At 61.4% G+C, this 26,930-nt stretch carries 23 protein-coding genes; 14 read left to right on the top strand and 9 right to left on the bottom strand.

Annotated features, from left to right (window positions below):
* Positions 1-92 precede the first annotated feature (92 nt).
* The 5 genes from glmU (at position 93) to AAC071_RS01370 (ending at position 7,586) form a co-directional block, all read left to right on the top strand.
* The gene (gene glmU / locus AAC071_RS01390; protein WP_339829092.1) at positions 93-1,457 is read left to right on the top strand and encodes a bifunctional UDP-N-acetylglucosamine diphosphorylase/glucosamine-1-phosphate N-acetyltransferase GlmU; all 1,365 of its coding nucleotides are present in this window, start codon (positions 93-95) and stop codon (positions 1,455-1,457) included.
* Between the two features lie 2 nt (positions 1,458-1,459).
* Positions 1,460-3,283, top strand: a complete 1,824-nt coding sequence (gene glmS / locus AAC071_RS01385) for a glutamine--fructose-6-phosphate transaminase (isomerizing) (RefSeq protein ID WP_339829090.1) — start codon at positions 1,460-1,462, stop codon at positions 3,281-3,283.
* Between the two features lie 162 nt (positions 3,284-3,445).
* Positions 3,446-4,723, top strand: a complete 1,278-nt coding sequence (locus AAC071_RS01380; protein ID WP_339829088.1) for a tetratricopeptide repeat protein — start codon at positions 3,446-3,448, stop codon at positions 4,721-4,723.
* 139 nt (positions 4,724-4,862) lie between these two features.
* Positions 4,863-6,371, top strand: a complete 1,509-nt coding sequence (locus AAC071_RS01375) for a 3-oxoacyl-[acyl-carrier-protein] synthase III C-terminal domain-containing protein (protein ID WP_339829086.1) — start codon at positions 4,863-4,865, stop codon at positions 6,369-6,371.
* A 12-nt stretch (positions 6,372-6,383) separates the two neighbouring features.
* Entirely contained in the window at positions 6,384-7,586 is a 1,203-nt protein-coding gene (locus AAC071_RS01370; protein ID WP_339829084.1) for an acetyl-CoA acetyltransferase, read from the top strand.
* 93 nt (positions 7,587-7,679) lie between these two features.
* On the opposite strand, the gene AAC071_RS01365 is transcribed toward AAC071_RS01370, so the two are convergent.
* From AAC071_RS01365 to AAC071_RS01345, 5 genes are read right to left on the bottom strand one after another with little or no spacing between them, the layout of a single operon-like run.
* Positions 7,680-8,492 (bottom strand): enoyl-CoA hydratase/isomerase family protein, encoded by an 813-nt coding sequence (locus AAC071_RS01365; RefSeq protein ID WP_339829081.1) that lies wholly within the window; start codon positions 8,490-8,492, stop codon positions 7,680-7,682.
* Entirely contained in the window at positions 8,489-9,619 is a 1,131-nt protein-coding gene (locus tag AAC071_RS01360) for a DUF3089 domain-containing protein (protein ID WP_339829078.1), read from the bottom strand. Before AAC071_RS01360 ends, AAC071_RS01365 begins: the two co-directional genes overlap by 4 nt.
* A 5-nt stretch (positions 9,620-9,624) precedes the next feature.
* Complete coding sequence (locus AAC071_RS01355; RefSeq protein ID WP_339829076.1) at positions 9,625-10,017, bottom strand: DUF6285 domain-containing protein; 393 nt, start codon at positions 10,015-10,017, stop codon at positions 9,625-9,627.
* A 10-nt stretch (positions 10,018-10,027) separates the two neighbouring features.
* Positions 10,028-11,032 (bottom strand): phosphotransferase family protein, encoded by a 1,005-nt coding sequence (locus AAC071_RS01350; protein ID WP_339829074.1) that lies wholly within the window; start codon positions 11,030-11,032, stop codon positions 10,028-10,030.
* Between the two features lies 1 nt (position 11,033).
* The gene (locus tag AAC071_RS01345; RefSeq protein ID WP_339829072.1) at positions 11,034-12,068 is read right to left on the bottom strand and encodes a hypothetical protein; all 1,035 of its coding nucleotides are present in this window, start codon (positions 12,066-12,068) and stop codon (positions 11,034-11,036) included.
* A 135-nt stretch (positions 12,069-12,203) separates the two neighbouring features.
* On the opposite strand from AAC071_RS01345, the gene AAC071_RS01340 reads away from it, so the two are divergent.
* Positions 12,204-12,998 (top strand): DUF502 domain-containing protein, encoded by a 795-nt coding sequence (locus AAC071_RS01340; RefSeq protein WP_339829070.1) that lies wholly within the window; start codon positions 12,204-12,206, stop codon positions 12,996-12,998.
* A 6-nt stretch (positions 12,999-13,004) separates the two neighbouring features.
* On the opposite strand, the gene recG is transcribed toward AAC071_RS01340, so the two are convergent.
* Positions 13,005-15,089: an ATP-dependent DNA helicase RecG gene (gene recG / locus AAC071_RS01335; RefSeq protein ID WP_339829068.1), complete on the bottom strand. Its 2,085-nt coding sequence runs from the start codon at positions 15,087-15,089 to the stop codon at positions 13,005-13,007.
* A gap of 95 nt (positions 15,090-15,184) precedes the next feature.
* On the opposite strand from recG, the gene AAC071_RS01330 reads away from it, so the two are divergent.
* Positions 15,185-15,490 (top strand): succinate dehydrogenase assembly factor 2, encoded by a 306-nt coding sequence (locus AAC071_RS01330; protein ID WP_339829066.1) that lies wholly within the window; start codon positions 15,185-15,187, stop codon positions 15,488-15,490.
* Positions 15,491-15,494: 4 nt separating this feature from the next.
* Positions 15,495-18,998, top strand: coding sequence for a transcription-repair coupling factor (gene mfd / locus AAC071_RS01325; RefSeq protein WP_339829064.1), 3,504 nt, complete (start codon positions 15,495-15,497; stop codon positions 18,996-18,998).
* A 4-nt stretch (positions 18,999-19,002) separates the two neighbouring features.
* On the opposite strand, the gene AAC071_RS01320 is transcribed toward mfd, so the two are convergent.
* Both AAC071_RS01320 and AAC071_RS01315 read right to left on the bottom strand, forming a co-directional pair.
* On the bottom strand, positions 19,003-19,452 hold the full coding sequence (locus AAC071_RS01320) for a hydrogenase (protein WP_339829062.1): 450 nt from the start codon (positions 19,450-19,452) through the stop codon (positions 19,003-19,005).
* 18 nt (positions 19,453-19,470) lie between these two features.
* A complete protein-coding gene (locus AAC071_RS01315; protein WP_339829059.1) occupies positions 19,471-20,124 on the bottom strand; it encodes a DsbA family oxidoreductase in 654 nt (217 codons plus the stop codon).
* 143 nt (positions 20,125-20,267) lie between these two features.
* On the opposite strand from AAC071_RS01315, the gene AAC071_RS01310 reads away from it, so the two are divergent.
* The 4 genes from AAC071_RS01310 to AAC071_RS01295 all read left to right on the top strand — a co-directional run bounded on the left by AAC071_RS01310 (position 20,268) and on the right by AAC071_RS01295 (position 23,294).
* Positions 20,268-21,047 carry an SDR family oxidoreductase gene (locus AAC071_RS01310; protein ID WP_339829057.1) on the top strand — a complete coding sequence of 260 codons (780 nt, stop codon included), beginning with the start codon at positions 20,268-20,270 and terminating at the stop codon, positions 21,045-21,047.
* Between the two features lie 96 nt (positions 21,048-21,143).
* Positions 21,144-21,437, top strand: coding sequence for a hypothetical protein (locus AAC071_RS01305; protein WP_339829055.1), 294 nt, complete (start codon positions 21,144-21,146; stop codon positions 21,435-21,437).
* Positions 21,438-21,555: 118 nt separating this feature from the next.
* Positions 21,556-23,010: a sodium/proline symporter PutP gene (gene putP / locus AAC071_RS01300; RefSeq protein ID WP_339829053.1), complete on the top strand. Its 1,455-nt coding sequence runs from the start codon at positions 21,556-21,558 to the stop codon at positions 23,008-23,010.
* A 110-nt stretch (positions 23,011-23,120) separates the two neighbouring features.
* Positions 23,121-23,294, top strand: a complete 174-nt coding sequence (locus tag AAC071_RS01295; RefSeq protein WP_339829050.1) for a hypothetical protein — start codon at positions 23,121-23,123, stop codon at positions 23,292-23,294.
* Here AAC071_RS01295 and AAC071_RS01290 read toward each other — a convergent pair.
* Complete coding sequence (locus tag AAC071_RS01290; protein WP_339829047.1) at positions 23,291-24,847, bottom strand: acyl-CoA synthetase; 1,557 nt, start codon at positions 24,845-24,847, stop codon at positions 23,291-23,293. The two genes, AAC071_RS01295 and AAC071_RS01290, sit on opposite strands and share 4 nt — an antisense overlap.
* 153 nt (positions 24,848-25,000) lie before the next feature.
* On the opposite strand from AAC071_RS01290, the gene AAC071_RS01285 reads away from it, so the two are divergent.
* Positions 25,001-26,131, top strand: coding sequence for a CaiB/BaiF CoA-transferase family protein (locus AAC071_RS01285; RefSeq protein WP_339829044.1), 1,131 nt, complete (start codon positions 25,001-25,003; stop codon positions 26,129-26,131).
* Positions 26,128-26,886 carry a histidine phosphatase family protein gene (locus AAC071_RS01280; protein WP_339829041.1) on the top strand — a complete coding sequence of 253 codons (759 nt, stop codon included), beginning with the start codon at positions 26,128-26,130 and terminating at the stop codon, positions 26,884-26,886. Before AAC071_RS01285 ends, AAC071_RS01280 begins: the two co-directional genes overlap by 4 nt.
* The last annotated feature ends 44 nt before the right edge of the window (positions 26,887-26,930 follow it).

Below are 26,930 nucleotides of genomic sequence, written 5' to 3'. Positions count from 1 at the left end.
CAGGGCAACATAGTGAAATATAAATTTATTTCCGGAAGATTCGGGCGATGTGCGAATTTCGACCGCACCCCAAAAGGAGCTAGTCGGAGACCATGACGAGAAGCGACGTCAGCACCGTCATTCTTGCCGCCGGCAAGGGCACGCGCATGAAATCCCGGCTGCCGAAAGTGCTGCACGCGATTGCCGGCCGGCCGATGCTTGGCCATGTGCTTGCAGCCGTCGAAGAGGCCGGTGTCACGCAATCGGTCCTGGTTCTGGCCCCGGATATGGACGTTGTGGCGTCCTTTGCGCGATCCATCATGCCCAAGGTTTCGACCGTCATTCAAGCGGCGCCCAAGGGAACCGGCGATGCGGTACGCGCCGCGGAAGCGACGGTCGGGCAGGAGGCCGGCGTTGTGCTTGTCGTGTTCGGTGACACGCCGCTGGTGCGCAGCGAGACGCTTTCACAGATGATCGAAAACTGCACCCCGGAGATACCGGTCGTCGTGCTCGGTTTTGAGGCGGCGAATCCTGCGCCCTATGGACGGCTCATTCTCGACGAGAAAGGCATGCTGACCCGCATAGTCGAAGCAAAGGATGCGACACCGGTCGAACGCGAAATCCGTCTCTGCAATGGCGGCGCCATGGCGGTCCGGCGCGAACACCTGTTTCGTCTCTTGTCCCTGATCGGCAATGACAATGCCAGCGGCGAATACTACCTGCCGGATGTCGTCGGCCATGCTCGTGCCGACGGACTTCAATGCGCAGTCGTTCATGCTACCGAAGAAGAAATTCAAGGTGTCAATAGCCGCGCCGAACTTGCGGCAGCGGAAGCCGCCATGCAGCGCCGGCTTCGTCAATCCGCTCTCGATGCCGGCGTCACGATGCTCGATCCGGATACGGTCTATCTGAGTTTCGATACCAGGCTGGACCCCGACGTCACCATTGGTCAGAACGTCGTCTTCGGTCCGGGCGTAAAGGTGGCCGAAGGCGCCTCCATCAAGGCCTTCTCGCATATCGAGGGCGCCACGATTTCGGAGGGTGCCGAGATCGGTCCGTTCGCGCGCATCCGGCCGGGCAGCGAAATCGGCCGCAAGGCGAAAGTCGGCAACTTTGTCGAGACGAAAAAGGCAAAGGTCGAGGAAGGTGCCAAGATCAGCCACCTCTCCTATATCGGCGATGCCCGCGTCGGGGCCTATGCCAATATCGGCGCCGGCACGATCACCTGCAACTATGACGGGTACAACAAGTTCTTTACCGATATCGGTGCGGGTGCCTTTGTCGGTTCGAATTCGGCTCTGGTGGCGCCGCTCAGGATAGGTGAAGGTGCCTATATCGGCTCCGGGAGCGTGATCACCAAGGACGTTCCGGCCGATGCTCTGGCTGTTGGCCGCGGCAGGCAGTTCGAAAAGAGTGGCTGGGCGGTAAAGTTCCGCGCCGCACATGGGAATACCAACGAAGTTTCATCGGGCGAATAATCATGTGCGGAATCGTCGGTATTGTCGGAACGGAGCCCGTCGCCCCAGTCATTCTGGAAGCGCTGAAGCGGCTTGAATATCGCGGCTACGACAGCGCCGGCATCGCGACGCTCAATCGCGGCGCGATCGAGAGACGGCGGGCAGAAGGAAAACTGGTCAATCTCGACCGCCTTCTTTCCGACAACCCGCTTGATGGTGTCATCGGTATCGGCCACACCCGATGGGCAACACATGGTGCACCAACGGAGAGAAATGCCCATCCGCATGCAACCGACCGGGTTGCCATCGTTCACAACGGCATCATCGAGAATTTCCGGGAGCTGCGCGAAAGGCTGACGGCCGAGGGTGCCGTTTTCGTCACCGAAACGGATTCGGAGGTCGTCGCCCATCTAGTGACGCATTATCTGGATCAGGGGCTTGCGCCGCGTGAGGCCGCCGCAGCCGCTCTTGGCGAGCTCGAAGGTGCCTTTGCGCTCGGCATCGTCTTCCGCGGCGAGGAAAACCTGATCGTAGGCGCACGGCACGGACCGCCCCTTGCCGTCGGTTACGGCAAGGGCGCGATGTATCTCGGATCGGATGCGTTTGCACTGGCGCCGATGACCAGCCGGGTCAGCTTTCTGGAAGATGGCGACCGCGTCGAACTCACACGCGACGGCGCGGCGATTTTCGATGCGGCCGGCGCACCCGTTCAACGCCAGGTCAAGATTACCGATGTGTCCGCGGCGCTGGTCGACAAGGGCAATCACCGGCATTTCATGGCCAAGGAGATATTCGAGCAGCCGGAGGTTGTCGGCCATACCCTGTCGGAATATGTCAACCCGCTCGACGATACGCTTCGTCTTCCCGATCTGCCGGTCGATCTGGCCGCGGTTCCACGCATTACGATGGTCGCTTGTGGAACGGCCTACTATGCGGCCATGGTCGCGAAATACTGGTTCGAACGCTATGCGCGGATTTCGGTCGAGGTCGATATCGCCTCGGAATTCCGCTACCGCGAAGCGGCAATGCCGGAAGGCGGTCTCGCCATATTCATTTCACAGTCGGGCGAAACGGCCGACACGCTGGCGGCTCTGAACTATTGCCGTGCGCAAGGACAGAAGATCCTGTCGGTCGTCAATGTGACCGAGTCCTCGATTGCGCGAGCGTCGGATGTGATCCTGCCGACCTTCGCGGGTCCGGAGATCGGGATTGCGTCGACAAAGGCCTTTACCTGCCAGTTGACAACGCTGGCCGCACTGGCGATCCGCTGCGGTCTGGCGCGCGGCACGCTTGGCAGGGCCGACGAAGAACGCCTCGTGCGGACCCTCATGGAGGTGCCCCGTCACATCTCGGAAGCACTTGCCAGGGACAGTGAAATTCAGGCCCTCAGTGCCGAAATCGCGAAGGCGCGCGACGTTCTCTATCTCGGGCGCGGGCACAATTACCCGATTGCGCTTGAGGGTGCGTTGAAGCTCAAGGAAATCTCCTACATCCATGCGGAAGGTTATGCGGCAGGCGAACTGAAACACGGGCCGATCGCGCTTATCGACGAGGATGTCCCCGTCATCGTGATCGCACCCTTGGATGCGCTGTTCGACAAGACCATTTCAAACATGCAGGAGGTGATTGCTCGCGGTGCCCGCGTCGTCCTGGTTTCAGACCGTGCGGGGATCAAGCGGGCAGGGCCGGGTGTCTGGGCGACAATCGAGGTTCCGAGCGTCGATGCGCTGATTGCCCCCATCGTCCATGCCATCCCGGTGCAACTCCTCGCCTATCATACGGCCGTCTCAAAGGGCACCGATGTCGACCAGCCGCGCAATCTGGCAAAGTCGGTGACGGTCGAATAGGCGACGATTCGCGACCGGCGCCTCAACGCGACACAGAACGCCTCATTGCAACCAACTGATTTCACTGGAGGTTTTCTCCGGCCGCTGGGGCTTGCTGCCGTCGTGGTAGATTTACGCGGCGATATATATCCTTGGGGAGGGCCGGTGGATGCGGCGTTTGCTATGCCCAGCCTGACACAGACATTGCGGCTGAACGTGCAGGCGGTGCTGCTTGCGGCGGGGTTGGCGATTGTTCCGGCCGCAGCTCAGGCGGAGATGGGGACAACCGAAGCCGCCGCACTCATGAGCGCCGGAGCCGATGCGATCGAGCGCGGCCAGTTCGACAAGGCGGCCACCGATTTCTCGAATGCACTGGACAGCGGCGGTCTCAATGTCGATGGGCGGGCGCTGGCCTACTACCATCGCGCCATCGCGTTCCAGAAGACCGGCCAACAGGATGCCGCGATTGCGGATTACTCCCGCGCGATCACAGCCAATTCACTTCCTGCAGCGGTGCAGGCACGTGCACATTATAATCGTGGTATCGCCCTGGCCAATGCCGGCGATCTCGAACGGGCGGAATCCGACTATCGCACTGCCATTGCACTTGCACCTGACTATGCCGCCGTCTATCACAATCTCGCCAATCTCGAACGGCGCCGGCAAAGCTACGATGCGGCCATCGAGAACTACTCGACAGCGATACGGCTGATGCCGGGCAATGAGCGCAAGCTGCCGCTCTTCGGCCGCGCTCTGGCCTATGAGCAAACCGGAAATCTGAGCGGCGCCGAGGCCGATCTGCGGATTGCACTGGCGATCGATCCCGAGTTCGAGGTCGCCGGCGCCAAACTGGCGGAGCTCTCACCCAACCCATCTGTCCGTGAAAATGCGACTGCGGCCTTGGTCAATCATGGGAACAAGGCGCCCGAGCCACGCGTGCTGCCCGCGATGTTGACACCCTTTCAGAGCACCTCATCGGGCAACGAAGGCGCCGCGGTCATTCGCATCGCGACCACCGGGGGGTGGGAAACGACGGCAGTCCGCTTCGAACCGTCAGAAGAGGTGTCCGGTATCGCGGCGGGTGCATCCGGCCCCCCCGTCAATATCGTCCCTGCCGACCGGCTGACAACAGCCTCGTTGAGGCCGACGGCACCCATTCCACATGAAGCGGCGTCCATGGTTCCGCCGGCTTCGGATTCGGACGCGGCTTCTCCGCGGTACCGGATTCAGCTTGGGGCCTTCCGCGACGAGCAGACCGCCCGCGAGGAGTGGAAGAGGATTGCCGGGTCGGTTGGCGGTATCGTGGGGCAGTACGATCATCTTGTGCAGCGGGCCGACCTCGGCGAGCGCGGTATCTTCTACCGGCTCAGGGCGGGTGCCTTCGACGGCATTGCCGATGCCCGGTCGGCATGCAAGGCGCTGCAAGCCCGGAAGTTCGCCTGCGTGATCGTCGACGGCTGATATGCAGGCCCGGGCGTGTGAGTGACGTAGCGGCAGCTTGGCCCTTGGTCGCCGCCCTTTGGAACGGTTGTCGAGGGCCCGCTTTCATCGATAAACTCCCGGCAACAACAGACAACCGAGCATTCGGAAAGGGAGACGGATGGCCCAGCAAGCGGTGGGACTTACAGCCTATGGCGGGTATATCCCGCGCCTGCGGCTTCAACGAAAAGCCGTAGCCCAGGCCAATGCCTGGATTGCGCCCAATTTCCTCGGCAAGGGGAAGGGCGAGCGATCCATGGCCAACTGGGACGAGGATTCGGTCACAATGGCCGTCGAGGCCGCCCGCGACCTGCTGGGTCCGGATGACGACCGGGGCCATGTCGACGCGCTCTACTTCGGCTCGACGACCATGCCGTTCAAGGATCGGCTCAACAGCGGGATCATTGCTGCGGCCCTGACACTCGACGAGAAGGTCCGCGCGATCGACGTTGCATCGACCCAGCGTGCCGGGACATCCGCATTGACGCAGGCCCTGGCGGCGATCAAGGCCGGCGAGGCAAAGAACGCCCTGGTTCTGGCCGCCGATCATCGAAAGACAAAGGCGGTCACGTCACAGGAACTCGATTTCGGCGATGGTGCGGCAGCAGTAACCGTCGGTGCGGACAATGTCATTGCGACGTATCTCGGCGGTGCCAGCCTGACGATCGATTTTGTCGATCACTTCAGAGGCGACACCGAAGAGTTCGATTACAACTGGGAAGAGCGCTGGATCCGGGACGAAGGCTTTGCCAAAATCGTTCCCCGGGCGGTGAAAGCAGCACTTGAAAACTCTGGTGTAAGCGCAGGAGACATCAAGCATTTTGTTCTTCCCTGCAGTTTCGGTGACAAGTTCGTTCAGCAGCTCGCAAAGCGCTCGGGCATTGCGCCGGAAGCGGCCCGGGACACGCTTGCGGCGAATTGCGGCGAGACTGGTGCCGCCCATTCGCTGGTCATGCTCGTGCATACCCTTCAGAAGGAAGCAAAGCCTGGCGACAAGGTGATGATGCTGCATTTCGGCGGTGGCTGCGATGCGCTGGTCTTCGAAGTGACAGACAAGATAGCGAGCCAGTCCGGGAAACGCGGCATTGTCGGGGCGCTGGCGAACCGTGTCGAAGAGACAAATTATCTCAAGTTCCTTACCTTCAACGGTCTCATCGAGTGGGAAAAGGGTATGCGTGCCGAGCAGGACAAGAAGACCGCGCTCACCACGCTCTACCGCAATGAGGATATGCTGATGGGGCTCGTCGGCGGCCGTTGTACAGAGACGGGCGTGATCCAGTTCCCCCGCTCCCGCATTTCGGTCAATCCCAACAATCACACGGTCGACACGCAGGAGCCGTACAAGTTTGCCGAAAAGAAGGCGAAAATTCTGTCCTGGTCCGCCGATTTCCTCTCCTTCAGCATGAACCCGCCCAATCACTACGGGATGGTGGTTTTTGACGAAGGCGGCCGGATCATGATGGACTTCACCGATGTCGAAACCGGCACAGTCGATTCCGGCATGGAGGTGAAGCTGGTCTTCCGGATCAAGGAATTCGACGACAAGCGCGGTTTCCGTCGGTATTTCTGGAAGGCAGTGCCGATCGCAGCGAACGCCTCAAAAACACAAACGGGCCAGGCGGCCGAATAGGGAGACACGGACATGGCGGCAGGTATCAAGGACAAGGTCGCGATCCTCGGCATGGGGTGCTCGAAGTTCGGCGAAAGATGGGATGCCGGCCCCGAGGAATTGATGGTCGAGGCCTATCTCGAAGCAATGCAGGATGCCGGGATCGAGCCGACACAGCTCGATGCGGCGTGGTTCTCGACCCATATCGACGAAATCGGCACAGGCAAGGGCGGCACGCCACTTTCTGTTGCGCTGCGCCTCCCCAACATTGCTGTGACGCGGGTCGAGAATTTCTGTGCGTCGGGCTCAGAGGCGCTTCGCGGCGCCGTCTATGCGGTCGCCTCGGGTGCCGCCGACATCGCGCTGGCGCTCGGCGTCGAGAAACTGAAGGACACCGGCTATGGCGGCTTGCCGGTCGGCAACATGGGCACGCTCAATCCGCAGTGGTCGCCCTCGGGCTCGGCCCCCGGTAACTTCGCGCAGCTCGCCTCTGCCTACCGCGCCAAACATGGCGTCAACAAGGACGATCTCAAGCGGGCGATCGCACATGTCTCGGTCAAGAGCCATGCGAACGGCGCAAAGAATTCGAAGGCTCATCTGCGCAACGTGGTCACCGAAGAACAGGTGATGGGTGCGCCGATGATTGCCGAACCGCTCGGCCTGTTCGATTGCTGCGGCGTGTCTGATGGTGCGGCGGCGGCCATCGTCACGACACCAGAAATCGCCAGGGCGATGGGCAAGAAGGATATCGTGACGGTCAAGGCGATGCAGCTGTCGGTTTCGAACGGTCTCGAGTCGCAGCACAACAGCTGGGACGGCAGCTATTTCCATACCGCGCGGATTGCTGCCAAGAAAGCCTACAAGGAGGCCGGGATCGACAATCCACGCGAGGAAGTCAGCATGATGGAGGTGCATGACTGCTTCTCCATTACCGAACTCGTGACGATGGAAGATCTCTTCATTTCGCCCGAAGGCGGTGCCGTGAAGGATGTCATGGACGGCTTCTACGATGCCGACGGCAAGGTACCCTGTCAGATCGATGGTGGACTCAAGTGCTTCGGCCATCCGATCGGCGCCTCCGGCCTGCGCATGGCCTATGAGATGTACCTGCAGTTGCAGGGCCGCGCAGGCGAGCGGCAGCTGGCCAATCCCAAGATCGGCCTGACGCACAATCTCGGCGGCGCGCCGTCGCAGAATGTCTGCTCGGTGACCATCATCGGTGCCCACGGCGCCTGACGGCCCGACACTGCCTGCAATATTGAAGGCCGGGAAGCTGTTCCCGGCCTTCATGCATTTCAATGCATTCGGCACAGGCTGGGCGCATGCCCATTACCGGTTGCGGTTGATGTCCTCGTCGCCAGCGACGAACATTTTCATCTGACGGGCGGCGTCAGGATCGGTGGCAACAAGCGCCGCAAAGCGGCCCCGCCCATTGGCCAGTCCCTCCGACAGCGGCAGGTCTGCGGCGGATTTCACAAGGGCCTTGGCATCGGCAAGCCCTCGCGGACTCTTTCCGGCCAGTTCGCGTGCCAGTTCATGAGCCCGTTCGATCGCGCGTCCGCCGACACATTCATGAACGAGGCCCAGCGCGACTGCCTCTGCAGGCCCGACCGTTCGGCCGCGCAGGATCAGTTCGAGCGCACGCGCTTCTCCAATCAGCCGGGGCAGGCGTTCCGTTCCCCCGGCACCTGGGAATATGCCGAGATTCGTTTCCGGCAATCCGATCCGGTAGTCGCCAGCCTCGGCAATGCGCAAGTCGCAGCAAAGCGCAAACTCGAAGCCGCCGCCCTGGCAGAAACCATTGATCGCGGCAATCGTCGGCTTGGACATACGGTCGATCTTGTCGAAGGTTCGCGAGAGCGCTGTTTCGGTCCGGCTTCGCTCGAAGATCTCGTCCCTGCTTGCCGGATTCCTCTGCAGTGCATCGGCAAAACCCAGAATCTCGGCCACATCGTAGTGGCGGATGAAGACGTTCTCGATGCCACCCGTGAAGATGACGACGCGGACCGCATCGTCGGCGCTGAGTTCGTCTGCGATGCGGTCAATTTCCTGCATCTGCACGGCGTTCATGTAACCGCGTGGCGGATTGATGAAGGTAACGGTCGCAACGCCCTTGTCGACTTCCAGCGCGGTCAGGTTCATGGCCGCGTCTCCGCCTTGAAGAACGCGGCAACTCGTGCATCGAGATTGGCGCGCATGTTCATGTAGAAGAGATTGTAGTCGTAGATGTGGTAGTCGCCGCTACGTACTCCCATCGTGAAGCCCGGCTCATTCTCGTCAATCGTAACCAGCAGAACGCCGTCGTCGCAGGCGGCGCCCGTCAGCGCCGGACGCGGCGCCGGGAAGGCCTCATCCGAGTCGACAAATGGCAGACTACCGAGGTTTTCCGACGCATTGGCCGCGCTGCCCACCAGCCAGTTCAGCGGATTGACGCAAGCAAGCGACGCGCCACCAATCATCCGATATGCGCCATTGATCCATGTCGTGCCCTCGTCGACCCAGCCGCGACGAGGCGCCGATGCGTTCATTGAATTCCAGTTGACCGTGCATCCCGTTGCTTCAGGGCCGTTGCAGGGCTTGATTCCGCCAACGCCCAGATCTTCCGGCAGCACCGAACCGATCAGATAGGCAGCGACCATCCGGTCGGCCAAGGGTGTCCCGGCAATTCTTTCCTGCAGCAGACGGGAACCATGGAGCCCACCCTGACTATGGCCGGCAACAATGAAGGGGCGGCCGTCGTTGCGCTCGCCGATGAAATTCTCGAAGGCACGGAGAATGTCTCGATAGGCGAGGTCGAGGGCTGCATGTTCATCGTCGCCCTTGCCGATGAAAGCATAGACTGTTGCCTGTCGATAGCGGGGCGCGAAGATACGACAGCAGCCATTGAACACGCTGGCCTGATAACGCAGGACGCCGCTTTCTAGACGGTCCAGAGAGAATCCGGGTTCGTCGTAGCGTGCATTCCAGCCTGCCTTGCCGTAATAGGTCGTCGGATGAATGAAAAAAACGTCGACATCGGCATTGGCCTGATTGTCGATCAGGCCGGTTCCGGCGGGGACGACATCGGCCTTGTCCGCGCGCTCCGGGAGTGCGGCCCATGCATCAGCCGATGCGTAGTCGGGCTCGTCGGGCGCGTATGCCTCGTCAAATCCACTCCAGGGCTTCAGCAGCACGTAATATTGCGCGGGCTTGTTGAGATACAGAAATATCGCCATCGTCGCGGCGAAGACAGAAATTCCCACCACGCCCCAAAGGGTCTTCTTCAACATCACGATCACCCCGTTTCCTGTCTACCTTTTTCCTCAGCGGCGCGCCGGTATCCGGAATAACTCGGCTGGTCGATCGCCAGCTTTGTCAAGGTCGTAGCCCAGAGATGATCGGCAAGGCCAGGCGTTTCGAGACTGAATGTACCGTTTTCGATACGGTTGCACAGGTCCCGATTCAACTCCTCCAGGGAGCCGTCACGACCGAGAAGAGACGCCAGACGTTTCTGTTCGTCGGCATTGGCCGCCGGCGCAATTTCGAGTTCACGCCGGACGATGTCCAGCGCATTGGCCGCAACACGCGCATGAAACGCCGCATGCCCCTGAAGCTGCGGCATGGCATGATTACGGATGAAGTCTGCAACTGCCTCGACAAGTTCGGCCGCTGTTGGCTGATCCTGCATGTACGGCTCCTCAGTTACGCGGCGCCAGAAGGCGCAGCAGATCGATCTCGGTTTCGGAAGATCGACGCCCAATCGTCGCGCGTTCGACGGAGCGATCGGTTCCGCTCTTGAAGGCCGTGACCATGATGGTGCACATCACCCCCCATTTGAGCGTTCCCAGGACCTCCCAGTACTTGACGCGTGCCGGATCTACCTTTGCACCGCCCGCAGCTTCATAACCCTCAAACATTTCCTCGCGCGAGCCGAACCCGCCGACGGGATTGTCGATGTTACCAAAACGCCAGGAATTGACGCATATCCATCCGAGATCCTCCATCGGATCGCCGATATGTGCCAGTTCCCAATCGAGCACGGCCCGCACACCATCGGCGCCGATCATCAGGTTCCCATTGCGAAAATCGCCATGCACCAGCGTATGTGCGGTGGTTTCCGAGGGTGCATTGTCCTGCAGCCAGCGGAAAGCCAGTTCGAAAACAGGGTGGGGATGACCATGCGCCTTGTAGGTGTCGAGATACTGCCGGATTTCGCTGCGGGCCGGCGAAGTTCGCAAGGGCGGCAGGGCCGCCATGTCGATGCGATGCAGCCTTGCGAGAATCTCACCGCATTGACGCGCCAATTTCGGCCGCGCTTCGGCGAACTCATCGTCACGCAGAATCTTTCGTGCGATCGTCTCACCGGCAATACGATCCATGATGAAGCCGTGGCCAAGACCGTTCTCCGGCGACAGCACGTGCCGTACCGTCGGAACGGGAACATTCGCGCGACCGGCCAGATCGATCAACCGGGCTTCGGTTTCAAGCGGTACGACGGTTGCACGAGCATCTCGGGCCCCTCCCGGGGCGCGACGGAGAATAAGCTGAGCGACGACATCGCCGGCGGTCGCGTCGAAGGACCATGTTTCCTGGCTCGCGCCGCCCGACAGGCGCCTGAGATTGGCAATTGCGGTCGCGCCAGGAATATGGCGGCGCACGACCTCGGTCAGTGGACCGGCAAGTGGGTTTTCACCTGCGCTCATGTCAATGTCCCGCGCCGACCGGACGCCCGTCGACGATCTGGTCGAGATATTCCGACAGGCCGTACCCCGTCACGCCATTGCAATGATATTCGGTCATGCCCTCTGTGATACGGGTGTTCAGTTCAGAACCGTCGGGCGCCTTGCGCCGGTTGCGCAAGGGGATCAACGACAGAACCTTGCCGTCGATATCGTATTCGGCGCCCGATTCCGTCACAACATGTGCGCGCAGCGCCGTTTGATACCAGTTGTCATCCCAGTCGCTTTCAATCGTGCAGGATTCAATTAAGTCGTAGAGACCGTCCTTCAGCACCATCCCGCCCTGACGCTGCTTGCCCTCGTCATTGGTCACGATCGAGATCATCATGCCAAAATCGCGACCGAAGTTCATCGGCAACCAGCGATACCAATGGATCGCCTGCCAGTAGCGAGGGCCCCAACTCTTGTCCCGCAAGCCGAACCCCGAAACCTCAAAGCGTTCATCGCCGACCACAAAGTGTCCGCTGGCCGCCATGTGCTGTTCGTAATGTGCCTTGGCAAAGGATTTCTCCGGATCAAGGTCAAGCGGTGAGCCATCGGCCTTGACGGTTTCTCCGCCAAACATCGGCGACACCCCCTCGTAGTCGAGTACAACCTCACACGGCACCACCGGGTTGCTCCTGAAGGCCCCGGCCGGATCGGCCATTTCGTGAGGATTGCCCAGAACGACGACCTTCCCCGAATACGTGACGCGCAGGCGCTTGAACGGCTCCAGCACCTCAAACTTCATCCCGCCGGCGTCCATGGCTGCGTTGCCGGCTATTTCGGGACGGGCATACATGAAGGCAACCCGGCCATCGGGCAGATAGAGGCAATTGGACATCTCTGCATAGCCCTCATTGGGGCGGTTGCCGAGCCGGAACCAGCCGCCGGTCTTTCGGACCGGATCAAACATGTTGAAATACATGCTTTCGTTATAATTCAGGGCTGCATCGGGCTTGTGCGTGTATTCGTCCTCCGGTGCGAGGCGAAGCATCGTTCCCGGTGGGGTCTTGGCCATGCCGTCTTCTCCCATGAGGTCGTTCGGGGGGATCGATCCGCCCCTTCTGATGTCTATTTTTCAGCATGATGGAACGGGTGAGCCTGACAGGGAAGAGGCGCAGTGATATGAAACAATACTGTTTGCGGGAGGCCAATGCGCCGCGGCGTCAACCTGGAGTCCCAGGTAGCCACGAGACAGCGAAGATATGGCGGATTCATGAACGACCGACAGGACAGTGACACACCAAAAGGCGGGGGCGAACCGACCCTGATTCTGCCGGCCAAACGGTCGAGCTTCATGGCCCGCATCCGGAATTACTTTCTGACGGGCATGGTCGTGGCAGCACCGATCGGCCTGACCATCTGGATCACGCGCTGGTTCATCGATCTCATCGATACCTGGTTCACGCCGCTCCTGCCGCAGCAGTATCAACCGGACAAGTATCTGCCGTTCGATATTCCCGGCCTCGGTCTTCTCATCGCGTTCGTGCTGCTGACACTGCTTGGCGCGCTGACAGCCAATATTTTCGGACGCACCGTGCTCAATTTCGGCGAACGGATCGTCGCCCGGATGCCGGTTGTTCGCAGCATCTACGGTGCCCTGAAGCAGATCTTCGAGACTGTCATCTCGCAGTCGAGCGCTTCGTTCCGGGAAGTGGGTTTGATCGAATACCCCCGAAAGGGCATCTACTGCATCGTTTTCATTACTACCCAGACGAATGGCGAGATCGTTCATCGCGCCGGTTGTGAACTGGTCAGCGTGTTTCTTCCCACAACGCCGAACCCCACATCGGGGTTCCTTCTCTTTGTTCCCAGGGAAGACGTGCAGGTTCTCGACATGACGATCGAAGAAGGAGCCAAGCTGATCATTTCGGCCGGCCTGGTCGAACCCAAGCACCGCATGGGCGACGGTGAGCCGGTTACAGTAAGCAATCCGGCAGGGCTCTAGCCGCCGTCATCCGGATCTCAGATAGCGTATCGCCTCGTCGCGCTCGAAGAGATAGAGCAATGTGCGCAATGCGGAACCACGCTTTCCTTCCAGTTCCGGGTCGCCGCTCAATACGAGACGTGCGTCGTCATATGCTGCGGTCAGAAGATCCCGTTGCTCGTCGATCCGGGCAATACGAAAAGAGGGAAGGCCGCTTTGCCTTGTGCCGAGAAGTTCCCCCGCGCCGCGCAAACGCAGATCCTCCTCGGCAATACGAAAACCGTCTTCCGTCTCCCGCATGATCCGGATGCGTGCCTCGGCTGTCTCGCCAAGCGGTGCCTGATACAAAAGCAGACAGGAGGACTTGCCGTCGCCTCGGCCGACGCGCCCACGCAACTGATGCAGCTGGGCCAGACCGAAACGCTCGGCATGTTCGATGACCATGACCGTTGCGGAGGGAACATTGACGCCAACCTCGATAACCGTGGTTGCAACCAGAATACGTATGTCGCCAGCCTCAAAACGCGACATGACGCTGTCTTTTTCCGATGCCTTCATCCGCCCATGCACCAGACCGACAATGTCGCCGAATACGGCCTGAAGATGCAGGTGGCGATCGACAGCCGCTGCGGCATCGATTTCGTCGGATTCCTCGACCAAGGGGCAGACCCAATAGATTTGGGCGCCTCTATCGAGCGCACGCCGGAGACTGCCGACGACGCCGTCAAGACGCTCGAGCGGCAGCGCGCGGGTATCGACCGGCATCCTGCCCGGCGGCTTCTCGTCAAGCCGCGAGACATCCATGTCGCCATAGGCGGTGAGTGTCAGCGTGCGCGGAATTGGGGTCGCGGTCATCACCAGAACATCGGTCCCGACCCCGCCCTTTGCCGTCAGCATCAGCCGCTGATGAACGCCGAAACGATGCTGTTCGTCGACAACCGCGAAGGCCAGCGCATGAAAGCCCACATCCTCCTGAAAAAGCGCGTGCGTGCCGACCAGTATGTCGATCTCTCCATTGGCGACTGCGGCGAGTATATCGACTCGCCGCGCGCCCTTTTCCCGGCCGGTCAGCAATTCCAGTCGGATTCCGGCCACCTTGCACAAGGGTGCCAGGGTTGCGTGGTGCTGGCGGGCAAGAATCTCCGTCGGCGCCATCATGGCCGCCTGAAAGCCGGCTTCAACCGCGTTCAACATGGCCAGAAGCGCAACGACCGTCTTGCCGCTTCCGACATCGCCCTGGAGCAACCGAAGCATGCGGTGACCACTCGTCATGTCGTCGAGTATTTCGTCCAATGAGCGGTTCTGGGCGGCGGTGAGTTGGAAGGGAAGGGCGGCAATGACCTTTTTCCGCAAGCGGCCGTCGCCGATGACCGGTCTGCCCGGCAGCTTGCGCATCCGCAGCCTTACGACTCCAAGTGCCAGCTGGTTCGCCAGCAGTTCGTCATAGGCAAGTCGAGCACGCGCAGGCGCGTTGCATTCGAGGTCGGCCAGCGAACGCGGGTTGTGGGCCGCCTGCACGGACTCCCGCCATGAATGCCAGCCCTGCATTCTCATCCATTGCGCGTCCTGCCATTCAGGCAGATCAGGCAGCAGGCTCTGTGCCGCCCGTGCGGCCTTCTGGATCGCCTTCTGCGGCAAACCTGCGGTCAGTGGATAGACCGCCTCGAGCAATGGCAATTTCTCCATGTCCTCCGGTCTGACAATGTGATCCGGGTGGGTCATTTGCGGTTGACCCTGATAGAACTCAACATGGCCAGAAAGAATGCGCCTCGCGCCCTCCGGCAGCGTCTTGAGCAGATGATCCGCACGCGCGTTAAAGAAAACGATCTGCATTTCGGCGGTTTCGTCAAAGACATGTACCCGGTAGGGCAGCCGTGCGTTGCGTGGCGGGACATGCAAGCCAACGGTCACGTCAATGGTTGCGATCTCGCCGTCTCTGACCTCGCTGATTTTCGGGCGGCTGCGACGATCGATGAGGCCGGAAGGCAGATGCCAGAGCAGGTCCACGACCTTGCTACCTGCCAGTTTTTCCACAAGTTTTTCGAGCCGGGGACCGATTCCAGGCAAGCTGCGCGCGGGCGCGAAGAGCGGAAAAAGGATCTCAGGCCGCATCGCCGTCCCCATGGACACAAGCAGGAATCATGGCTCCATTCTAATGACATAGAGGCCGGAGCGGTCTATATCCCGGGCTCAAAAGGGACAAGGTTATGGCTGAGACAGACGATCAGGAATATCGCGCAAGACTGCGACGGATCGGGTTCAGATCGTGGCACCGCGGCATCCGGGAAATGGACCTTATCCTTGGGCACTTTGCCGACAGCACGCTGGAATCGTTGAGTTTTCACGAGCTCGACCAGTATGAGAGCCTGCTCGAGGCAGAGGATACTTCGCTTTACAACTGGATCACCGGGCGTGAGGCGGTGCCATCGGAACATGACACGCCGCTTCTCGCCCGCATTCGTACATTCAATCACCTGAAGGGAACGCTTTGGGCCGACCGAAGCGAGAGCTAATTCCTTGAACAGACTGCATGAATTGGTGGCGACACCGGGCCGGCTGACGCTAGGAGAAACGCCGGAGGGCTTCGACGCATTGGTGCTGGCCGATATGGCACGGGCCTGCCGAACGGCAAACAACGGCATAGTCGGCCATGTCGCCCGTGATGACGCACGTATGGCCTCTCTCGCAGAGGCACTCGCTTTCTTTGCGCCCGATGTCGAAGTCGAGCTTTTCCCCGCTTGGGACTGCCTGCCCTATGACCGGGTTTCTCCGAACGGCGATGTCACCGCCAGACGCATGGCGACGTTGTCGCGGCTGGCTGCACGGACAAGGAAGGGTAGCGATCGGCCACTTGTGCTGCTTCTCACCGTCAACGCGGCACTGCAGCGCGTGCCTGCGCGCGACATGGTCGACACCGCAGCTTGGTCAGCCCATGTCGGAAATCAGGTCGATCTCAATGCACTGACGGCCTATCTGGCCGCCAATGGCTACAATCGGACAGGTACGGTGCGCGAACGCGGTGAATTCGCGATCAGGGGTGGGATCGTCGATATATTCCCGCCGGGCTTCGACATGCCGGTACGCCTCGACATGTTCGGCGACACGCTGGACGCGGTTCGGAGTTTCGACGCCGAGAGCCAGCGAACGGTCGGACAGCTTGCGGGGCTCGAACTCGTGCCTGCCAGCGAAATCCATCTCGATGCCGGCACCATCCGTCGATTCCGCGCCGGCTACGTGGCTGCACTTGGTGCCGTCAATGACGGCGATCCTCTTTATGCGGCCGTCAGCGAAGGTCGAAAACACGCCGGAATGGAACATTGGCTGCCGTTGTTCCACGAGAAACTCGAAACGATCTTCGACTACATGCCAGAGGCGACGGTGACCCTCGACGCCCAGGTCGACGAGGCGCGGACGTCGCGGCTCGAGTTGATCCGCGACTACTATGAGGCCCGCGTCGCTGCCCGTGAAACCAGATCCTCCGTCGACGCGCCCAGCTACAAGCCACTGAGACCCGAGGCGCTGTATCTCGATGCCGCAGAATGGGATGCAGTTCTCGAGACACGGCCCATCCGGTTGTTTACGCCGTTCCGGATCCCGGAAGGTACCGGTATCAATCTCGGTGGGAAGCAGGGCCGGAGTTTTGCGCCAGAACGCGCGCAGGATGGCGTCAACATATTCGAGGTTCTTGGCGGTCACATTGCCGGGTTGCGGAAGGCGGGGAAACGTATCGCCATCGCGAGCTGGACAGAGGGTGCACGGGACCGGCTCTCTCATGTCCTAAGCGATCACGGTATCGGGAATGTTCTCATTGTCGATACATGGGAGGAAGTTAACACTGTTAGCCGAAATACAGTTTCACTGATTGTTCTTGGTGTCGAGGCTGGATTCGAGACCGATGATCTCGCCGTCATTGGCGAACAGGACGTGCTGGGCGACCGACTGGTGCGTCAACGGCGGAAGAAGCGTGCAGATAACTTCCTGACCGAAGCATCGAGTCTCTCTCCCGGCGATCTCGTCGTGCATGTCGATCATGGAATCGGGCGCTTCGAGCGCCTGCAGACCATTGATGTCATGGGTGCGCCGCATGACTGTCTGCTGCTTGTCTATCAGGGCAACGACAAGCTCTATCTGCCGGTCGAGAATATCGAACTGCTGTCGCGCTACGGGTCGGACGATACAGAAGCGCAGCTCGATCGTCTGGGCGGCTCTGGCTGGCAGGCGCGCAAGGCACGTCTCAAGGAGCGCATCCGCGAAATGGCCGGCGAGCTCATCAAGATCGCCGCCGCACGCGAGTTGAAGAAGGCGCCTATCATGGAACCGCAACCGGGTGCCTATGACGAGTTTTGCGCCCGCTTTCCTTTCACGGAAACTGACGACCAGGAACAGGCCATCGCAGCCGTGCTGGAAGACCTCGCTCGGGGCCGTCCAATGGACCGCCTGGTTTGCGGCGATGTCGGATTCGGCAAGACGGAGGTCGCATTGCGCGCTGCCTTTGTGGCAGCCCTCAATGGCTATCAAGTTGCCGTTGTCGTGCCGACAACGCTGCTGGCACGCCAGCATTTCAAGACCTTCAACGAGCGCTTTCAAGGCCTGCCCGTGAAGCTTCGGCAGATGTCCCGGCTGGTCAATACCAAGGATATGGCCGAAGCAAAATCGGGCTTATCCGACGGCACGATCGATATCGTCATCGGCACCCATGCCGTGCTGGGAAAGCAAGTCAAGTTCCGCAATCTCGGATTGGTCATCGTCGATGAAGAGCAGCACTTCGGCGTTGCGCACAAGGAACAGTTGAAGGCTCTGCGCGCCGAGGTCCATGTCCTGACGTTGACCGCGACACCGATTCCGAGAACGCTGCAGATGGCGCTATCGGGCGTGCGCGAGCTGTCCATCATCGCGACGCCCCCGGTCGATCGCCTGGTCGTCCGCACTTATGTGTCTCCGTTCGATCCGGTCGTCATCCGTGAAGCCCTGATGCGCGAGCATTTTCGCGGCGGTCAGAGCTTCTATGTCGTGCCACGCATTGCGGACCTTTCCGAAGCCGGTGAATTTTTGCAGCAACATGCGCCGGAGGTGAAATTCACCATCGCGCATGGACAGATGGCCCCGGGCGAGATCGAAGACAAGATGACGGCATTCTACGACGGCAAATACGACGTTCTGGTCTCGACGACCATCGTCGAATCCGGCCTCGATATTCCGACTGCCAATACGTTGATCGTCCATCGGGCCGATATGTTCGGTCTGGCGCAGCTCTATCAGCTTCGCGGCCGTGTCGGACGCTCCAAGTCACGTGCCTATGCCTATCTGACGGTGCCGGCCAACAGAACATTGACGCCGGGCGCCGAGCGCCGGCTCAAAGTCCTTCAGTCGCTCGACTCGCTCGGTGCCGGCTTTTCGCTGGCCAGCCATGATCTCGACATTCGTGGCGCCGGCAACCTGCTTGGCGACGAACAATCCGGCCATATTCGCGAGGTCGGATACGAACTCTATCAGTCGATGCTCGAGGAAGCCGTTGCCGCGATGCGCGGCGGCGGATCGGAAGAAGATGAAGAGGGCCGCTGGTCGCCTCAGATTAATATCGGCACACCGGTTCTGATACCTGAAAACTATGTGCCCGATCTCGATGCCCGCATGGCACTTTACAGACGTCTCTCTGATGTCGAATCGCGTGCGGAGATAGACGGCTTTGGTGCAGAGTTGATCGATCGCTTCGGCAGGCTGCCGGAAGAGGTCGAGTTTCTGCTCAAGATCGTCGAGATCAAGGGGATGTGCCGAACCGCCAATGTCGAAAAGATCGAAGCCGGGCCAAAAGGGATTGTCCTGGCATTTCGCGACAACACCTTCGGCAATCCGGCCGCCCTGGTCGAAATCATCAATGACGAGCGTGGAAAGGCGAAACTGAGGCCTGACCATAAGCTGGTTTTCAAGCGCGACTGGGATACGCCCGAAGAGCGACTTTCCGGTACCTACGCATTGATGCGGAAACTCGCAGACCTCGCCAGCGCGGCAAAGGCGGCGTGACTGTCTACTGATGACGTCCGCGCCACAATCCCCATATCGCCATGATCACGCCAACGACCATCGCCACAGACAGACTGATCAACAAGAAGGCGATGATCGCTTCCTGCGTTCCGGACCCGGCCATCCCCTGTGCGGCGATCGGCATCATGCCGGCGCCGGCGCCCCAGATGCCGGCCAGCAACACGCCCAGCCAATTGGCAAAAGCGGCATAGATCACAAGCCAGAACGCACTCGAAAGCGCCACTGGACCAAGCACAAGGCGCGGCCACAGCAGACCGAGAAGTGCCAGGAACATACCGTTCATCAAACCTTCGAGATGCGCCGAGAGACCCATGCGCGGATTTGCCATGCCCCCGGAAATCAATCCTGTAAGCAAGCCGATCAGGAAGAGAACGAGCCCGAGAAGAAGCAGCCCATGCGCTTGCCGTTCCTGTCGCTGCGACAATGAAGACATGAAATCCCCCGATTCTTTCTATTGCGCGGCGCTGGCTGCTTCTTCAGCCTCCTTGGCCAGCAGCTTGTCGAACATGCGAACAAGCGTCTCCGGCTCCTGCGCGCCAACCATGATCCATTTCGAATTGATGACGAAACTCGGCACCCCCTGAATACCGAGTTCGCGCGCGGTCATGTCCTCGCGACGGATCAGTTCCTTGTCGGCATCCTTGATCAGGAGATCGCGGACGATATCGGCATCCATGCCTGCTTCATTGGCCGAATCGACAAGGACGTCACGGGCACCGATATCCTCGCCGTCTTCGAAATAGCGGCGGAACAGAATATCGACCACCTCGTTCTGACAGCCGGCAGTGCCCGCCCAACGGATCAGGCGATGGCTGTCGAGCGTATTGGGGGAGCGTTCGATCCGGTCGAAACGGAATTCGATGCCGACGGCCGCGCCGAATTCGCGGATCGTATTGCCGACCTCCTTGGCGCGCTCGGATCCGAATTTCTTCTCCATGTAGCGCTTGCGGTCGACGCCTCCCTCGGGGATCGAGGCATCGAGCTGAAATGGACGCCATGCCAGCGTGATATCTGCGCCGCCATGCATCGCCAGCGCCTGATCGAGCCGCTTCTTGCCGATATAACACCACGGGCAGACCGTATCCGAGACGACATCGAGCTGCATAGCAGGCCCCTTCGTGCATTTTCGATGAGCGATTATGTGACGAGGAACGCAGGGGCCGCAAGGTGGTGATGGCACCAGCTTGACGGAACGCGTGACGCTTGCGAAGAGTCCTGCGAAATCAACCGGCTGGAGAGATGAGCGACATGGGCGATGCAAACGACGTCAGGCTTCCAGACTATGATCTCACCGGCAAAATGGCACTGGTGACAGGCGCGACCAGTGGTCTCGGCCGGCGTTTTGCCCTGGTGCTGGCCAGGGCCGGTGCCCGGGTCGCCATTACCGGCCGCCGCACGGAGCGGCTCGCCTCGCTCAAATCCGAAATCGAGAGCATGGGCGGACAGGCGGCCGCCGTGGCGCTCGACGTCACTGACCCGGCCAGCATTACCGCCTGCATGGCTGAAGCGGAGCGGGTACTCGGCCCCATCGACATCCTCGTCAACAATGCCGGCATGAATGTGCAGGCGCTCCCGGCTGACGTAACGCCTGAGGGGTTCGATACGATGTTCGATACCAATGTGCGCGGCGCCTTCTTCATGGCGCAGGCGGCGGGGTGTTCGATGATGGCGCGCGGCGCGGCCGGACGCATCATCAACATCGCCTCCATCGGCGCGCATACGGTGCTGCCGGGGCTCACGATCTATTGCATGACCAAGGCGGCCATCGGCATGATGACCAGATCGCTTGCCAAGGAATGGGCGCGGCATCAGATCAACGTCAATGCCATGTGTCCGGGGTTCATCGAAACCGAGCTCAATGCCGACTGGTTCGCGTCCGAAGGCGGTCAGAAGCAGATTCGTACATGGCCGCGGCGGCGGCTGGGGCTCGAGGAGGACCTCGACGGCACCTTGCTTCTGCTTGCGTCCGACCATGGACGGTTCATCACCGGCTCGCTTTTCACGGTCGATGACGGCCAATCGCTATGAGGCGCCGGTCGGACGCGGCCGAAATAAACGTTTTGTTAAGTATATAAGCCCAGTATTTTCCGGAATGTTGCTTGGAGAGCAACGAAGGGAAATGCCGTGGGAAAACTCGTTACCGGATTTGTCCTGGGCTTCCTTGCCTGCGTCTGGACCTATGGACTCAATCCGACCGAGGCCGCGTTCAACTTCGGCCACAAGGTGAACGCCGCCCATGATCATCTGCAAGCAGAGTACCATGTCGCACCGGCACGCGGACACAAGGGAAACTATCCGGGCCTCTACCGTGACCGTGGCCTCCAGTCCGCCTCCGACAATGTCGTCATCCCGATTCCGCCTCTTGCACATCCCAACACCAACTGGCTAAGTCAGCCGGGCGGGCTGCCCCCGATGTAACCGGCGCCTTGCAGAAGGGTGGTGCCATGCTCGGCGGAGTTTCGATTGAAAGCTGGCTGGTGCTTGCGTTGCCTGCGCTTGCCATACTTCTGTCGGCCGTCACCTGGTATCGCGCCCGATGAGTGCGGTTCTTCCCCTGACGATTGCGGTCTATCTTGTGGCGATGCTGGCGCTCGGCGTCGCGGCCTATCGCTTCACCGACAATTTCAAGGACTACATTCTCGGCGGACGGCAACTCGGTCGCTGGGTGACGGCCCTTTCGGCCGGCGCTTCGGACATGAGCGGCTGGCTGATGCTCGGTCTGCCGGGTGCGGTCTATCTCTACGGCCTCAACCAGATCTGGATCGCGATCGGCCTTGTCGCCGGCGCGCTGTTCAACTGGCGTTTCATCGCGCGGCGCCTCCGGCGCTACACCGAAGCGGCCGGCGACGCGCTGACGCTGCCCGACTATTTCGAGAACCGTTTTGACGACCGAAGCCGCGTGCTGCGCGTGGCGAGCGCCTTTGTCATCCTGATCTTCTTCACGATCTATACCTCGGCCGGGCTGGTCTCTGGTGCGATCCTGTTCGAGCAGGTGTTCGGACTTGACTACCACTGGGCACTGGCCATTGGCGCCGTCAGCATTCTCGGCTACACGGCGATCGGCGGCTTTCTCGGCGTCTGCTGGACCGACACGGTGCAGGGCGTGATGATGTTCTTCGCGCTGCTGATCGTGCCGGCCGTGGCGATGTCGGCGATGGGCGGTCTTGCCCTCGCAACCGGCAGCGCGGTGGATGCGGGACCGGCCGGCGTCCTCGATGCCTTTCACGACGTCAGCCTGGTCGGCGCGATCTCGCTGATGGCCTGGGGGCTCGGCTATTTCGGGCAACCGCATATTCTGGCCCGCTTCATGGCGATCCGCGACGAGCGGTCGATCCCCGGCGCGCAGTTGATCGGCATGACCTGGATGGTGCTGGCGCTTTACGGTGCCGTGGCGACCGGCCTTGCCGGGATCGGCTATTTCGCCGCCGCACCGCTCTCCAATCCCGAAACGGTGTTCCTTGCCCTGTCACAGGCCCTGTTCAGCCCGGCGGTTGCAGGCGTGCTGCTGGCCGCCGTGCTGGCCGCCGTCATGAGCACGGTCTCTTCGCAGCTGCTGGTCTCGTCGAGCGTCATTGCCGAGGACTTCTGGAAGCGCCTGTTCAGGCCGCGGGCCGAGGCGCCTGAACTGCTGAAGGTCGGGCGCGGTTCCGTGGTCCTGATCTCCGCCGCCGCCATTCTGCTGGCGCTCGATCGCGACAGCACGGTGCTGTCATTGGTCGCCTATGCCTGGGCGGGGTTCGGGGCCGCCTTCGGGCCGGTCGTCATCCTGTCGCTGTTCTGGGGCCGCATGACGCGCAACGGCGCGCTGGCGGGCATGATTGCCGGCGCGGTCACCGTCATCGTCTGGAAGCAGCTCTCGGGCGGCATTTTCGATCTCTACGAAATCCTGCCCGGCTTCGTGGCCGGCATGGCCGCGATCGTCGCCGTCAGTCTGGCGGGGCGGCAGCCGCCCGCCGTCGTTCGGGCCGCGCATGACTTTGTCGCGCATTAACCATTTCACTGTATCTTTTTGAAACAACCCATTGATTCTGCTTGTTTTTCTCTTCTCGCCGCGCGAGTCTTTAACCTTGTTGCGTCGACGGGCGAGGAGGCTTGGTCCCCATGTCCAATTTCCTGATGGGTATCGTTGCCGGATTCATGCTTTGCGTCTGGGCGCTCGACGCAAACCCTGTGACGGCAACGGCATCCCTGTTCGACAGGCTTCGTCAGATTGAGGTCTCGTTCGCGGGCGAACCTCAGCCGCTGCCGCGGGAACGGCCCGGCACGTCGTACTAGCTGCGCTGAAGCGCGCGCCGCATCACCTTGCCGTTGGTCGTGCGCGGCAGGCTATCGACGAAAATGATTTCACGCGGACGCTTGTAGGCGGCCAGGCGTCTCCCTGCCCAGGCGAGGACCGAGGCCGCATCGGGTTCGGCGGCTTCCTTCGGCACCACGAATGCGGCAATCACCGACAGATCCTCGCGCACATGCAGTTCGGTCACGGCAACCTCCTGCACATCGGGATGACCGGCCAGCGCGGCCTCGACCTCCTGCGGCGAGACGCGATATCCCATCGCGTTCATCAGGTCGTCGGCCCGGCCGTGATAATGCATGTAGCCGTCGGCGTCGAAGCTCGCCAGATCGCCGCCGATGAACCATTCGCCGCGATAGACCTCGGCTTCTTCCTCGGGGCGGCGCCAATAGCCCAGCATCAGCCCCGGGTCGGAGCGGTGAACCGCCAGCAATCCCGTTTCGTCCGGCGGCAGCGGCTCGGTGCCGCCTTCGACCGGCAATGCCGCCACGCAACGTCCGGGTTGCGGCCGGCCCGGGCTGCCGGGCCGGATTTCCATGCCGGGCGCGGTCGAGACATAGGTCGAGCATTCCGACATGCCGAGCGCCTCGTAGAGCTCCCTGCCGGTCGCGCCGCGCCAGTGATCGAGCAGCGCCGGCGAGAGCGCTTCGCCGGCGGTCAGTCCATGGCGCAGGCAGGAAATGTCATGCGCGGCGAGGTCGCAATATTTCAGGATCTGGCGATAGAGCGTCGGCACGGCGGCAAATAGCGTCGCGCCCGTTTTCTCCATCAGCTTCGGCCAGACCTGCACATCCTTTTCGCCATTGTAGAGAACGGTGGTCGCGCCATTGGCCCAGGGATCGGTCAGGCCGACGCCCAGCGTATAGGTCCAGTTGAAGGCCCCGGCATGAAGCATCGTGTCGCTGGGTTCGATCCCGTACCAGCCCCGATACATCGGACGGCGGCCCCAGGCGCTGCGATGGGCATGCAGCACACCCTTCGGGCGGCCGCTGGTGCCCGAAGTGTAGACAAGGAAGGCCGGATCGTTGGCGGCGGTGTCGGCACAGGCTTCAAGCGGCACATGCGTCTTCAGCCGCGCGATCATGGCCGAGTCGATCACCCGCGCAGCGCCCGTTTGCATCGTCATGCCGGGTGCCAGTGCGACTGCGGCGGCGGCTGAATCTGCCAGCAGGAAATCCGCCTCCTCGGCGGTCAGTTGCGAGGAAGATGGAAGCGGCACCAGACCCGCGGCCAGCGCACCAAAAAACAGCAGCGCATAGTCCGATGTGTTGGGCATGCGGATCATCAGGCGCTCGCCGCGGGTGAAGCCATCGGCGAGGAGACCCGCCGCCACGCGGCGAACCGCCTCGTCAAGCGCGCCATAGGTCCAGCGCTCGGCCGCTTCGAGCGGCGCATCGGCGTCGCTGACGACAATCAGCGCGATCTTGTCGGGCGTCGCCTTCGCCGCATGCGCCAGACAATAGCGGGCGATGTTGAAGGCGGCGGGGCAGGGCTCGCCGGTGTATCCGCGAGCGATCGAGGGGGCGGGCAGGGGCATGACAGGGCGTTTGTAGAGGTGGAACCGAAAGCCGGCAAGCGAGGCGTGCCAACCCGCCCTTGCGTCAATCCGGTGAACGTTTACGGGCTCCGTTGCAGCCTGTACAAATCACTCCCAACAAAGGGCAAACAGCTGAATTCAAGGGAGCACGTCATGGGTAGCGGACCGCTGAACGGCATCAAGGTCGTCGAATTCGCAGGTATCGGGCCGGGCCCGTTCTGCGCCATGCTGCTGTCCGACATGGGCGCGGATATCGTCCGCATCGACCGCAAGGGCGGACGCGGCGGCTCCAAGTTCGACATCGGCTCGCGCGGGCGCAAATCGGTGGCGCTTGACCTCAAGAAGCCGGAATCGGTCGAGGCCTGCCTGAAGCTGATCGAGAGCGCCGACATCCTGCAGGAAGGCTTTCGCCCCGGCGTGATGGAACGTCTCGGCCTCGGGCCGGATGTCTGCCTCAAGCGCAACCCGAAGCTCGTCTACGGCCGCATGACCGGCTGGGGCCAGACCGGCCCGCTGGCCAATGCCGCCGGCCACGACATCAACTACATCTCGCTGACCGGCGCGCTGCATGCGATCGGCCGGCCGGGCGAAAAGCCGGTGCCGCCGCTCAACCTCGTCGGCGATTTCGGCGGCGGGGCGCTTTACCTCGCCATGGGCATGCTGGCCGCGCTGGTCGAAGCACAGCGCAGCGGCAAGGGACAGGTGGTCGACGCGGCGATGACCGACGGCGCCTCCTCGCTGATGGCCATGTTCTACGGCTTCACGGCATCCGGCATGTGGCAGGAACCGCACGGCACCAACATGCTCGATGGCGGCGCGCATTTCTACGACACCTACGAAACCAAGGACGGCAAGTGGATCTCGATCGGTTCAATCGAGCCGCAATTCTATGCGATCCTGCGCGAGAAGGCCGGTCTCACCGACAGCCTCTGGGATGCGCAGATGGACCGCACGCAATGGCCCGCGATGAAGAAGAAGATCGAGGACGTCTTCAAGACGAAGACGCGCGACGAATGGTGCGCGATCATGGAAGGCACCGACATCTGCTTTGCACCGGTGCTCTCGATCAAGGAAGCGATCGACCATCCGCACAACAAGGCGCGCCAGACCATCGTCGAGATCGACGGCGTCGCGCAGCCCAATGTCGCGCCGCGTTTCTCGCGCACCGAGTCGAAAATCCAGGGCCCCGCGCCCCAGGTCGGCGAACACACCGAGAGCGCGCTCAAGGACTGGGGCTTCTCGGCCGCCGATGTCGAGGCGCTGAAGAAGGCGGAGGCGATTTGAGCACACTTCCGGGCACGACAGGCCGCCGGCGCCTCTATCTGATGCGGCATGGCCATGTCGACTATTTCGGGCCGGAGATCGTGGCAGCCGGCGGAGACACGAAAGTGGTGCCGCTGACGCCACTCGGTCAGGAACAGGCAACCGCCGCCGGCAAGGCGCTTGCCCATGTGCGCTTCGACCGCGCGGTTTGTTCGGGCGTACCGCGCACGCGGCAGACGGCCGAGCGTGTGCTGGCGGAGCAGACGGCAGAGCGCCCCTTTCTCGAAGAAGAACCCGAACTCGTCGAAATTCACGGCGGCAGTTTCGGCAAGGTGAGCAGCCGCACCGAACTTGCCGCCAAGATGGCCTATTACTTCGAGACGGCGGCGGAGCCCGGCGCGACGATGCTCGAGGGCGGCGAGGTCTTTGCCGATGCGCAGCGCCGCACCGTCGGCGCGGTCCAGCGGCTGCTGGCCGAGCCCGGCTGGCACACAATGCTGGTGGCGGCGCATGAGGGCACCAATCGCTTGATCCTTGGCTGGGCGGCCACGGGCTGCTCGCTGAATGAGGGGCTGAAAGCCGTGCGGGCCTTCGAGCAGGACCCCGCCTGCATCAACGTCATCGATTTCGATATGGTACCGGCGGCCGATGGCGGCATCGGCACCGAAATCCAGCGCAGCCTGATCAAGTCGGTCAATGTAACGCCCTATAACTACGTCAAGCACGGCATGAACATGACCAGCCTCGAAGCTATTTTTGCCCGCGAGCCGCTCTAGACAGGCTGGTTTCCACAAGCGGGCAGGGGTAGCCTTGAGCGAAT

This window comes from uncultured Parvibaculum sp., from assembly GCF_963975745.1.
Taxonomy (GTDB): Bacteria; Pseudomonadota; Alphaproteobacteria; order Parvibaculales; family Parvibaculaceae; genus Parvibaculum.
This window is presented reverse-complemented; position numbering and strand designations above follow the sequence as displayed.